This is a genomic window from Streptomyces chlorus (assembly GCF_042655885.1).
In the GTDB taxonomy this organism is placed as follows: Bacteria; Actinomycetota; Actinomycetes; order Streptomycetales; family Streptomycetaceae; genus Streptomyces; species Streptomyces chlorus.
The window spans coordinates 109,387-120,845 of sequence record NZ_JBHSOA010000008.1; the positions used below are offsets into that span (position 1 = coordinate 109,387).

Genomic DNA, 11,459 nt, shown 5'->3' on the forward strand with positions numbered 1-11,459 from the left:
GGGCCGGGGTGCGTCCCGCAACCGCACCCCGGCCCCCGTCCTGCCCGTCCGCCCATCCTGAGGAGCCGTCATGACACCGGTCCTGCACACCGAACGACTCACGTTCCGGCCCTACCGCCCCGAGGACGAGGACGTCTTCGTGGCCCTGCTGCGCGACGAGGAGGTCTGCCGCTGGATGGGCCAGGAACGCGTGCCGGAGGCCGACCTCCGCACGCTGTTCCGTGCCATCCTCACCGACGTCTACCCGCAGCGCAGGTTCGACGTGTGGGGACTGTGGCGCGAGGAGGTCTACGTCGGCCACGCGGAGGTGAAGAAGACCGGCAACGTCGACGGCCACGAACTGATCACCGCCCTCGCCCCCGAGTACTGGGGTCGGGGCCTGGGCACGGAAGTGGTCCGCGGTCTGCTCCGCCACGCCGCCGACGACCTGGGCCTGAAGGAGGCCTACGGCATGGTGGGCGCCGACAACACCGCCAGCCTGGCCATGGCCCGCCGACTGGGCTTCCGGCACGTGCGCGACGTGGTCGGCGACGACGGCACCGTGACCAAGATGGTGGTGGTCTCGACGACGGACCCGGACTGACGCCGGGAGCCGGCCCGGAACGCCGCGGTGCCCTCCCACGCCCTCGATCCGGTTCCACGCCCTCTCCTGAGGGGTGGGCACGGCCGGTCGGCCGAACCCTCCCGGTCGTGGCCGGATCCGGGAGGGCATCAGGGCCTCGTGGGACGGCCGAACCCGCCGGCGGGTGAACCGAACCGGGTCTCGTAGAGTCCGACGGGCATGTTTCGGGCGGTCTGCGGTTCCTCTTCCAGGCTTCGCCGGAAGCCGCGTTCGTACTCGGCGGGCGGTACGTAGTCGAGCGCGCGGTGGAGACGTTCCTCGTCGTACCACGTCACCCACTGGAAGATCGCCGGCTGGACCTGCTCGAGGTCCCGCCAGGGTCCCCGCATCTCGATCGGCTCGGCCTTGAAGGTCAGTGGCCCCTGCGCACCCGGGCCGCCGCCCGGGCCTCCGCCGCCTTGCGGGCCTCGGCGGCCTTGCGGGACTCCTTGACGGGACGGCCCGGACGGCTGCCGAGGCCGCGGAAGGGCGCGTTGCCGCTGCCGGTCTTCGTCCCGGCCGGCGGTCGCTTCGCACCGGTGAGGGCGGTCAGCGTCGCCTCGCCGGAGCGCACCGGGGTGACGGCCGGCCGGACACCGGCGTCGGACATCATCCGGTTCACCTCGCGCCGCTGGGCGGGAGTGACCAGGGTGACCACGGTCCCGGACTGTCCGGCCCGCGCCGTGCGCCCGCCGCGGTGCAGGTAGTCCTTGGGGTCGGCCGGCGGATCGACGTTGACGACGAGGTCGAGCGCGTCGATGTGAATGCCCCGCGCCGCGACGTTGGTAGCCACCAGCACGGTGATGTCACCGTCCGCGAACCGGGCGAGCGTCTGCGTGCGCTGCGGCTGCGACTTGCCGCTGTGCAGGGCACCGGCCCGCACACCGCCGTCCCGCAGATGACGTGTGAACCGGTCGACGCCCGCCTTGGTGTCCAGGAACATCAGCACCTGGCCGTCCCTAGCGGCGATCTCGGTCGCCGTGGCGTACTTGTCGGCGGGATGAACGGTCAGGACGTGATGGTCCATCGTGCTCACCGAGCCCGCCCCGGGGTCGACCGACGTGTGGACCGGGTCGTTCAGATGACTCCGCACCAGCTGCTCGACGTCGCGGTCGAGCGTGGCCGAGAACAGAAGCCGCTGCCCGTCGGAGGGGACCTGTTCCAGAAGGTCCGAGACCTGCGGCAGAAACCCCAGGTCGCACATCTGGTCCGCCTCGTCCAGCACCGTGATCCGAACGTGGTTCAGATGGCAGTCCCGGCGCGACACGAGGTCGGCCAGCCGCCCCGGCGTCGCGACGACCACCTCGGCACCGCTCCGCAGCTCCGCCACCTGCCGGTTGATCGACAGCCCGCCGACCACCGTCGCCAGCCGTACGTTCAGCGTCCGCGCGTACGGCACCAGGGCGTCGCTCACCTGCTGGGCGAGCTCCCGGGTCGGCACCAGGACCAGTGCGAGCGGCCGCTTCGCCTCCGCCCGCCGGCCCGCCGTCCGGACGAGCAGGGCGAGCCCGAAGGCCAGCGTCTTGCCGGACCCCGTCCGCGCCCGTCCGAGGACGTCCCGGCCGGCCAGCGCGTCGGGCAGCGTCGCCGCCTGGATGGGGAACGGTTCCGTCACCCCGAGCCCTCCCATCGTCTCCACCAGCTCCGGCGGCAGCCCGAACGCGTCGAAGGACACGGCCGGGGTCACCTCCGACGACACTGTCACTCGCGGGGACGTGCCGTCCCTGGAGAGTCCGGAGGCCGACGGCTTCGCGTTCATGGGACACCTTCCTGATCTGGCGCCTGGAACGCACCGGGGTCCGTACCGTTCGGTACGGACCCCGGCGTAATGAAGCGCGGGCACAGCTTATCAGCGGCCCGGAACGCGCCTCCGGCACTGATTTCTCCACCGGATCCGAGACACTCTTCCGCACCTGTGACCGATCGGCGGCGTCAGAGCGGCTTGATTCGCGCGCAAGCACGGGCAAGGAGCGTGCTTGCGCGGGAGTGCACCGGTGTTCCCTGAAGCCTTCAGGCCCACGACCTGCCGTTGTCCAGTGAAACCGCCCTTGACCTGCAACAATCGGGCAGGGAGCCGTCTTCCGGGAGCACGGAATGCTGCGCACTTTGTTCTTCCCGTAGATCTAACGCTTGGTCATCTCTGCAGGTCAGAGGCGTGACTGCTGGGCTGAGGTCAGCAAACAGTCAGCATCGGGCGTGGTTGCGTCCTGGCGTTGCTGACCCCCGGGCCGGGGGTGACCCGGCCAGGGTCGTCCACAGCCCCACCGGAAGGTGTGATTCGTGCCCCGACAGCTCGCCCGCGGCATGGGGTCCTTCTTCAAGGACTGCGACTGTGCCAAGCCGACCCGCAGAACTCGTGCGTTCTCGAGCGGTGAGATGCGCTGAACTGCCTGATGAGGGGGCGGGCTGTCGGGGGTGGGGGCAGGTGATCAACCGCTGGGCCTTGCCGACGTCCTCGACGCACGGCCGGGTGCGGGGCAGGAACGCACGTCTCGCCCTCACTCTGACCTTCGCCGCCCTGCGGATCGAGGTGACCGACGCGCGGGGCGAACGTCTGCCCGCGCCGACCCCGGCCGCCGATGCCGACGGTGAGTCCGGACGGGGCCTGCTCCTCGTCGCCTCGCTCGCCGAAGCCTGGGGCTGCGAGCCCCATCACCCGGGCGGCAGGACGGTGTGGGCTCAGTGCGCCCGACGGGCCGCCCGGACAGGGCGGTAGGCAGGGCAGGGGCACTCTGCCGCCGGTGCCCCGCCCGGGCCCTGCTCACCACAGCCCGGCCGTCGGCCGGCCCCTCCTCAGGGCGCGCCGCGGCCTTCCCGTCGCCGCTGTCGGCTGGAATGCACCGGTGCCGACCTCACGGCCCCGCGACTACGGCACCGGACGATCGGCGAGATCGCCACCCCATGGGGATTCCGGCACCCTGCCGACTTCAGCCGTATCATCCGGCACGCCTGCGGAGTGCCCCTCGGCGTTCCTGCGCACGGCCGAGGCGGCGGCGCCCCAGTAGCTCCACGCACGGGCGGCGAAGGGCCCGTAGGTCATGTCCTCAAGCCCTCTGCGACCGAGCCGTGCTCTGTCGTACCACCAGGTGTGTCGCCAGTTCGATGCGCTGTGCCGCCGTGCCGGGGGCGTCCGGACGGAGGAGCATGCGGGCGGCCTCCTCGGCCATGTGCCGCAGGGGCTGGTGGACTGTGGTGAGGGGCGGGCTCGACCACTGGGCCAGTGGTACGTCGTCGTAGCCCACCACCGACAGGTCCTCCGGCACGCGCAGGCCCCTGACCCTGGCCGCCTCCAGGACGCCGAGTGCCTGGAGGTCGCTGCCCGCGAAGATCGCCGTCGGCCGGTCGGTGCCGTTCAGCAGGTCCATGGCGTGTTCGAAGCCGCTCTGTACGTGGAAGTCGCCGAAGCGCATCAGACGCGGGTCGGTCTCCAGGCCCGTCATCGCCATGGCGGAGCGGTAGCCGTCGAGGCGGGCGAGCGAACAGAGCATGTCCTCGGGGCCGGTGATGATCGCGACCCGCTCGTGACCGAGGTCGGTGAGATGGCGGGTGGCGGCGAGGCCGCCGGCCCAGTTCGCGGAGCCGACAGAGGGGACGTCGGGGTCGGGGTCGCCCGCCGGGTCGATGACGACGAGGGGGATGGCCGCCGCTCTGAGCTGGCGTTTGATGTCCTCCGGGAGGGTGGAGAAGACCAGCACGACGCCGAGCGGCCTGCGTTGCAGCACGCCCGGGAGCCACTCCGGAGCGGGGGTGTGCCGAGTGCCGCTCTCGGTGAGCGCCACCGTCGCGCGGTTTTCCTTGGCGACGTTCTCCACGCCCCGGATCAGCTCCATCGCCCAGACGCTCTCCAGCTCGTGGAAGACGATTTCGATGAGCGGGGAGCGGGACGCCGACTGGGTGCGACGGCGGTAACCGTGGACATCCAGCAGCCGTTCCACCTTGGCTCGGGTCGTGCGAGAGACATCCGATCGGCCGTTGAGGACCTTCGAAACTGTCGGCATCGAAACGCCGGCCTCTTTCGCCACCGTGGCCAGGGTGATTCTGCCACTCGTCTCGTGGTCATCGTGCATAGACGCAGGATACGACACCACGCGTCGATAACGGTTTGAGTGAGTACCGACTCGACCGTTGACCGAAACTCCCGTCCGACCTACTGTCCCACGGCATGGACTTTCGGTGATGAGGCCGAAACTTTCGAAAGGCGAACGATGAAGACACGTGCGCACTTGCCCAGACTGGTCGCCGGTGGTGCGACGCTCACCCTGGTGCTGACCCTTTCGGCCTGCGGCGACGGGGGCGGCGGGGCGTCGTCGGACGACGGCAAGATCCATGTCCTTGTCTACGGTGACGCCACCAACAAGGTCGAGAAGCAGCTCGTCGACACGTTCAACAAGACGTCCGACGTCAAGGTCGTCCTCGACACCATCCCCGGTGCGGACTACCAGAAGAAGCTTCAGACGATCATCAGCACCCCCCAGGCCCCGGACGTCTTCTTCAACTGGGGCGGCGGCAGCATCAAGCCGTTCGTCAAGGCCGGTCTGCTGATGCCGCTGGACGACTTCATCAAGAAGGACCCGGACCTGGAGAACAAGTTCCTGCCGTCCGTCTTCAACAACGCCGTCGTCGACGGCAAGCCGTACGGCATCCCGATGCGCGGCACCCAGCCGGTCCTGCTCTTCCACAACAAGAAGGTCCTCGACGAGGCGGGTGTCAAGCCGCCGAAGACCTGGGACGAACTGCTCGACGCGGTCGGGAAGCTCAAGGACGAGGGCGTGACCCCGATCGCGCTCGGCGGCGGCGACGTCTGGCCGACGCAGATGTGGTTCCAGTACCTCTTCGACCGCGTGGCCGGCCCGGGGCTGTTCGAGAAGGCCGTCGGGGGCGACAAGAGCGCTTGGGAGAGCGTGGACAGCAAGAAGGCCCTGAGCATGATCAGGGAGCTCGTCGACGCCGGCGCCTTCGGCAAGAACTACGACTCCGTCAAGTACACCAACGGCGGCTCGGTCCAGTTGGTGTCCTCGGGCAAGGCCGGCTTCGAGCTGATGGGCTCCTGGTACTACTCCCAGCAGCTGACGGACCACAAGGCGTTCGCCGAGAAGGACCTCGGCTACACCGCCTTCCCGGCCATCGAGGGCGGCAAGGGCGACCTGGCCGACGTCGCCGGCAACACCAACAACTACTACTCGGTGATGAAGAAGACCAAGCATCCCGAGGCCGTCGCCGAGTTCCTGAAGCTCATGTACTCCGACGACTTCGTCAAGGCGCAGCTGGACATCGGCAACCTGCCGACCACGACCAACACCGACAAGTTCATCGAGACCGCGGGCACCCCCGAGTACTCGCGCTTCCAGTACGACCTGGTCGCCGGCGCCCCGTCGTTCCAGCTGTCCTGGGACCAGGCGTACCCGCAGAAGGCGAGCTCGGACATGCACAAGGCCATCCAGCAGTTCTTCAACGGACAGTTCGACGCGGACGGCTTCATCAAGGCCATGCAGGCCCTCCCGACCGAGTGACGAACGGCTCATGACGACAAAGATCACGAGCGCTCCGCCCGCCGCCGGACCCCGCAAGGGGTCCCGGCGGAGGCCGCCCGCCTCGTCCGCAACGAAGGTGGGCCGCCCCGGCTTCGCCTGGGCGCTGCCCGCCGCAGTGTTCTTCGCCCTCTTCGCGATCGCCCCGCTGATCATGGTGGCGGTGCTGTCCTTCATGAGCTGGGACGGGATCGGCTCGCCCCAGTTCGTCGGCACGGACAACTGGTCCCGCCTGATGGACGACCCGGTGATGCTCCAGAGCATCTGGCTGACCCTGCTGCTGACCGTGCTCGGCGTGGTCATCCAGACGCCGCTGAGCATCGTGCTCGGCGTCTGGGCGGCCGGCCACCAGCGCAACCGGGCCGTGCTGTCCGTCATCTACTTCATCCCGCTGCTGCTGTCCGCGACGGCCGTCTCCGTGCTGTGGCGGGCGCTGCTCGACCCGAACTTCGGCATCCCGGCCGACGCCACCTGGCTGTTCGGCGACGGCAACCTGTTCGGTGAACAGGCCACCGCCATCGGGGTGCTGGCGTTCGTCAGCACCTGGCAGTTCACCCCGTTCCACACGCTGATCTATCAGGGCGCCGCCCGGGCCGTTCCGCAGGTGCTCTACCAGGCGGCCGAGATCGACGGGGCGGGCCGCTACCGGCAGTTCTTCCACATCACCCTGCCGCAGCTGCGCAACTCGATGATCACCTCGATGATCCTGATGATCGTCGGCGGCCTGACCACCTTCGAGACGGTCCTCATCCTGACCCAGGGCGGCCCCGGCACCGACACCACCATCAGCGCCTACTACATGTACGACAAGGCGTTCAAGGGCTTCGACTTCGGCGCCGGTTCCGCCATCGCCCTGGCCCTGGTCGTCGCGGCCACCATCATCTCGCTGATCGTCGTCCGGGTATCCGGCTACGACAAGATGCGCAGCACCATGGAGGGTGTGTCATGAGGCGCCGTCCCCACTACCTGGCCGGCGCCGGCTCGCTCTTCTGGCTCTTCCTGGTCGGCCTGCCGCTGTACGTGATGCTCGCCGCGACCGTGCGCACCCGCCAGGACTACGCCGAGAACGGCCCGGTCTCGATCCCGGACAGCTTCACCCTGGACAACTACACCGGCGCCTTCGACTCGGGCTTCGGCCAGTACTTCTTCAACACACTCGTCGTCACCGGCTGCGTGATCGGGATCGTGCTGCTGCTGGTCCCGCCGCTCGCCTACGCGATCGTACGCAGCCGGGGCCGGACCACGTCGGCGATCTTCCGGCTGTTCCTGCTCGGTCTCGCCATCCCCGCCCAGGCCGTCATCGTGCCGATGTTCTACCTGATCAGCGAGGCCGGGCTGTACGACAACCTGCTGGGCGTCATCCTGCCCACGGCCGCGTTCTGCCTGCCGATGTCGGCGCTGATCCTCAGCGGCGCGATGCGCGACATCTCCCCGGAACTGTACGAGGCCATGGCCATGGACGGGGCCTCCCCACGGCGCATGTTCTTCCAGCTCGTACTGCCGCTGTCGAGGGGCGGACTGTCCACGATCGTGGTCTTCTCCGCGCTCCAGGCATGGAACGGCTTCCTGTTCCCGCTCGTCCTGACCCAGTCCGACTCCGCCAAGGTCGTCACCCTGGGTCTGTACAACTTCCAGACCGAACACGGCATCGACATCCCCGGTCTGCTGGGAGCCGTGGTGCTGTCCATGGTGCCCATCCTGCTCGTCTACCTGTTCGCCCGTCGCGCCCTGGTCCAGGGTCTGATGGGTGTCGGAGGAAAGTGACCGCCAACGTGGCCGTAGAGACCACCCCCGAAATCCCCCTCTGGAACGACCCCGACCGCCCCGTCGCCGTCAGAGTCGACGCGCTGATCGGCGCGATGACCCCGGACGAGAAGATCGCCCAGCTGTACGGCGTGTGGGTCGGCGCGTCCGCGAACGGCGGCGAAGTGGCCCCGCACCAGCACGACATGGAGGAGGCCGTCGACCTCGACGCGCTTCTGCCCGCAGGACTGGGCCAGTTGACCCGCCCCTTCGGCACCGCACCCGTCGACCCGGCGCTCGGCGCGCTCTCCCTGCTGCGCACCCAGTCCCGTATCACCTCGGCCAACCGCTTCGGCATTCCCGCCGTCGCGCACGAGGAATGCCTGGCCGGCTTCGCCGCCTGGGGCGCCACCGCCTACCCCGTCCCGCTGTCCTGGGGCGCCACCTTCGACCCGGACGTGGTGCGCCGGATGGCCACCGCCATCGGCCGCGACATGCGGTCCGTCGGTGTCCACCAGGGTCTCGCGCCCGTCCTCGACGTGGTGCGCGACGCCCGCTGGGGCCGGGTGGAGGAGACCATCGGTGAGGACCCCTACCTCGTCGGCACCATCGGCACCGCGTACGTCCAGGGCCTGGAGTCCGCCGGGATCGTCGCCACCCTCAAGCACTTCGTCGGCTACTCGGCCTCCCGCGCCGGACGCAACCTCGCCCCCGCGCCCATGGGCGCCCGCGAACGGGCCGACGTCCTGCTGCCGCCGTTCGAGATGGCGATCCGCGAGGGCGGCGCCCGCTCCGTGATGCACTCCTACACGGACACCGACGGCGTCCCCGCCGCGGCCGACGAGAGCCTGCTGACCGGACTGCTCCGCGACACCTGGGGCTTCGACGGCACCGTCGTCGCCGACTACTTCGGCATCGCCTTCCTCAAGACCCTGCACGGCGTCGCGGGCGACTGGGCGGAGGCCGCGGGCGCCGCGCTGAAGGCCGGCGTCGACGTCGAACTGCCCACCGTCAAGACGTTCGGCGCACCGCTCGCCGAGGCCGTCGCCGACGGCCGGGTACCGGAGTCGGTCATCGACCGCGCCCTGCGCCGCGTCCTCGGCCAGAAAGCGGTCCTCGGCCTGCTCGACCCGGACTGGAGCCCGGTCCCGCCCGCGCTCGAGGGCGTCGACCTGGACGACCCCGAGGCGCTGCGAGGCAGGGTCGACCTGGACCGGCCCGAGAACCGGGAACTGGCCCGCGAGGTCGCCGAGAAGGCGGTCGTCCTGCTCACCAACGACGGCACCCTGCCGCTCGCCCGGCCCCGCCGCATCGCCCTGGTCGGCCCCAACGCGGCCGAGGCCACCGCCGTACTGGGCTGCTACTCCTTCCCCCAGCACGTGGGCGTGCAGCACCCGGACGTCCCGGTCGGGATCGACCTGCCCACCCTGCGGGACACCCTGGCCGCCGAGTTTCCCGACGCGGACATCAGCGTCGCCCACGGCACCGGCGTCGACGACGGAGACCTCTCCGGTATCGGCGAAGCGGTCGACGCGGCACGGGACGCGGACATCGTCATCGCCGTACTCGGCGACCGCGCGGGCCTGTTCGGCCGCGGCACCAGCGGCGAGGGCTGCGACGCGGAGTCCCTCGCCCTGCCCGGCGCCCAGCAGCACCTGCTGGACGCGCTGCTCGACTCCGGCACGCCGGTGGTGACCGTCCTGCTCGCCGGGCGGCCGTACGCGCTAGGCCGTGCCGTCGCCGAGTCCGCGGCGATCGTGCAGTCCTTCTTCCCCGGAGTCGCCGGCACCCAGGCGATCGCTGGGGTGCTCAGCGGCCGCACCAACCCCTCCGGACGGCTCCCGGTCAGCGTGCCGCGCGGCCCGGGGTCCCAGCCGACCACCTACCTCGGTGCACGGCTCGCCCAGGTCAGCGAGGTGTCCAATATCGACCCGACGCCGGCGTTCGGCTTCGGCCACGGCCTGACGTACACGGCGTTCGCCTGGAACGACCTTGCTGTGGACGCCGAACAAGCCTCGACGGACGGCGAGTTCACCCTCTCCCTCACCGTCCGCAACACCGGTGAACGGTCCGGCACCGAAGTCGTCCAGCTCTATCTCCACGATCCGGTCGCCTCCGTCGTCCAGCCGGTGCAGCGGCTCGTCGGCTACACCCGGGTGCCGCTGGAGCCGGGAGAGGCCCGTCGCGTCCGCGTCACGGTTCCGGCCGACGTGGCCTCCTTCACCGGCCGCGCCGGTCACCGGATCGTCGAACCGGGCGACCTGCAACTCCGCCTGGCCGCCTCGAGCACCGACGCGCGCCTGACGGCGACGGTCACCCTGACCGGCCCGGAACGCCAGGTGGACCACACCCGCCGCTTCCACGCGCCCTTCACCCAGGAACCGGCTGCCCAGGCCTGAGCCGGACCGCACGAGACAGCCCCCGGCCGGCTCCCCCGGCCGGGGGCTGTCTCGTGCTGAGCCCGCTTCCGTCACTTCGGACGGGGGCCGTCCGACCAGGTCTTCCCGGACCCGTCCAGGACGTGGATCCTCCGGTGTTCCCGCCGCCGCCCTTCTCCGCAAGCCGCGACTGGCTTTGTTCACGAGAACCGGTTCTCGTGAACAAAGCCAGTCGCGGATCGGGAAGAACGGGCCAAAAGAGGAGGGCGGAGGTCAGATAGTGAGCTGTTGTGGGTCTCCCGGGACGGGCCCGGGCACCAGACGTGTGAAGTACTCGGTCTGGATGATCTTTCGGCGGGCTTCTTCGGGGAGGCGGGCGAGGATTCCGGCTGGACTCCGCGTTCCGGCAACTGACGGGCCCCGGCCTGCCCGCCGACCGCCCCCTGTACCGGCATCAGGAGCAGGCGCTGCGCAAGGCCGTGGCCGGACGCAACCTGGTCGTCGCCACCGGCACGGGTTCCGGCAAGACCGAGAGCTTCCTGCTGCCCGTCCTCAACGCGCTCGCCGCCGAACACGCCCGCGGCACCCTCGGCCCCGGGGTCCGCGCCCTGCTGCTGTACCCGATGAACGCGCTCGCCAACGACCAGATGAAGCGCCTGCGCCGACTGCTCGCCGAGACGCCCCACATCACCTTCGGCCGCTACACCGGCGACACCAAGGACGACCCGCACCGAGCCGCCGACACCTTCGAGCAGCTCAACCCCGGAGAGCCGCGCCTGCCCAACGAACTGTTCAGCCGCCGCGAGATGCGCGCCACGCCGCCCCACATCCTGCTCACCAACTACGCCATGCTGGAGTACCTGCTGCTCCGGCCCCAGGACATGGACCTCTTCGAGGGGGAGCACGCAGGCGGCTGGAGGTTCATCGTCGTCGACGAGGCCCACGTCTACGACGGAGCACGCGGCGCCGAACTGGCCATGCTGCTGGGCCGGTTGAAGGACCGGGTAGGCCGGGGACGGGACATCCAGGCCATCGCCACCAGCGCCACCGTCGGCGCGGAGGAGAACCCGGCCGCCGTCACCGCCTTCGCCCAGGCTCTCTTCGACGTCCCCTTCCACTGGGACGCCGACACCCTGCCCGCCATCGAGGCCGGCGCCACCGGCTACCTCCTCAAGGACGCCCCGCCCGAGGACCTGGCTGCCGCCGTAC

The 11,459-nt window shown here is 70.1% G+C and carries 10 protein-coding genes; 7 read left to right on the top strand and 3 right to left on the bottom strand.

All coding sequences use genetic code 11. From position 1 onward, the window contains the following. Nucleotides 1-70 precede the first annotated feature (70 nt). Nucleotides 71-583: a GNAT family N-acetyltransferase gene (locus ACFPZI_RS04175; protein ID WP_381358346.1), complete on the top strand. Its 513-nt coding sequence runs from the start codon at nt 71-73 to the stop codon at nt 581-583. Nucleotides 584-711: 128 nt separating this feature from the next. Here ACFPZI_RS04175 and ACFPZI_RS04180 read toward each other — a convergent pair whose 3' ends face one another. Both ACFPZI_RS04180 and ACFPZI_RS04185 read right to left on the bottom strand, forming a co-directional pair. Continuing rightward, a complete protein-coding gene (locus tag ACFPZI_RS04180; protein ID WP_381358349.1) occupies nt 712-951 on the bottom strand; it encodes an integrase core domain-containing protein in 240 nt (79 codons plus the stop codon). 23 nt (nt 952-974) lie between these two features. Continuing rightward, nucleotides 975-2,360, bottom strand: coding sequence for a DEAD/DEAH box helicase (locus tag ACFPZI_RS04185; RefSeq protein WP_381358350.1), 1,386 nt, complete (start codon nt 2,358-2,360; stop codon nt 975-977). A 666-nt stretch (nt 2,361-3,026) separates the two neighbouring features. Here ACFPZI_RS04185 and ACFPZI_RS04190 point away from each other — a divergent pair. Beyond that, entirely contained in the window at nt 3,027-3,317 is a 291-nt protein-coding gene (locus tag ACFPZI_RS04190; RefSeq protein ID WP_381358352.1) for an ATP-binding protein, read from the top strand. A gap of 328 nt (nt 3,318-3,645) precedes the next feature. Here the strand turns inward: ACFPZI_RS04190 and ACFPZI_RS04195 are convergent, their stop codons facing one another. Continuing rightward, nucleotides 3,646-4,668, bottom strand: coding sequence for a LacI family DNA-binding transcriptional regulator (locus ACFPZI_RS04195; RefSeq protein WP_381358355.1), 1,023 nt, complete (start codon nt 4,666-4,668; stop codon nt 3,646-3,648). Nucleotides 4,669-4,806: 138 nt separating this feature from the next. Here ACFPZI_RS04195 and ACFPZI_RS04200 point away from each other — a divergent pair, with 138 nt between their 5' ends. From ACFPZI_RS04200 to ACFPZI_RS04220, 5 genes are all read left to right on the top strand, one after another. After that, entirely contained in the window at nt 4,807-6,111 is a 1,305-nt protein-coding gene (locus ACFPZI_RS04200; protein WP_381358358.1) for an ABC transporter substrate-binding protein, read from the top strand. A 10-nt stretch (nt 6,112-6,121) separates the two neighbouring features. Then, nucleotides 6,122-7,078 (top strand): carbohydrate ABC transporter permease, encoded by a 957-nt coding sequence (locus ACFPZI_RS04205; RefSeq protein ID WP_381358361.1) that lies wholly within the window; start codon nt 6,122-6,124, stop codon nt 7,076-7,078. Beyond that, entirely contained in the window at nt 7,075-7,893 is an 819-nt protein-coding gene (locus tag ACFPZI_RS04210; RefSeq protein ID WP_326756235.1) for a carbohydrate ABC transporter permease, read from the top strand. The genes ACFPZI_RS04205 and ACFPZI_RS04210 overlap by 4 nt, the downstream gene beginning before the upstream one ends. Beyond that, nucleotides 7,890-10,271, top strand: coding sequence for a beta-xylosidase/alpha-l-arabinosidase (locus ACFPZI_RS04215; protein WP_381358363.1), 2,382 nt, complete (start codon nt 7,890-7,892; stop codon nt 10,269-10,271). Before ACFPZI_RS04210 ends, ACFPZI_RS04215 begins: the two co-directional genes overlap by 4 nt. A 458-nt stretch (nt 10,272-10,729) precedes the next feature. Then, nucleotides 10,730-11,459, top strand: a 730-nt coding sequence (locus tag ACFPZI_RS04220) for a DEAD/DEAH box helicase (RefSeq protein WP_381358366.1), incomplete at its 3' end; no start/stop codon positions are given.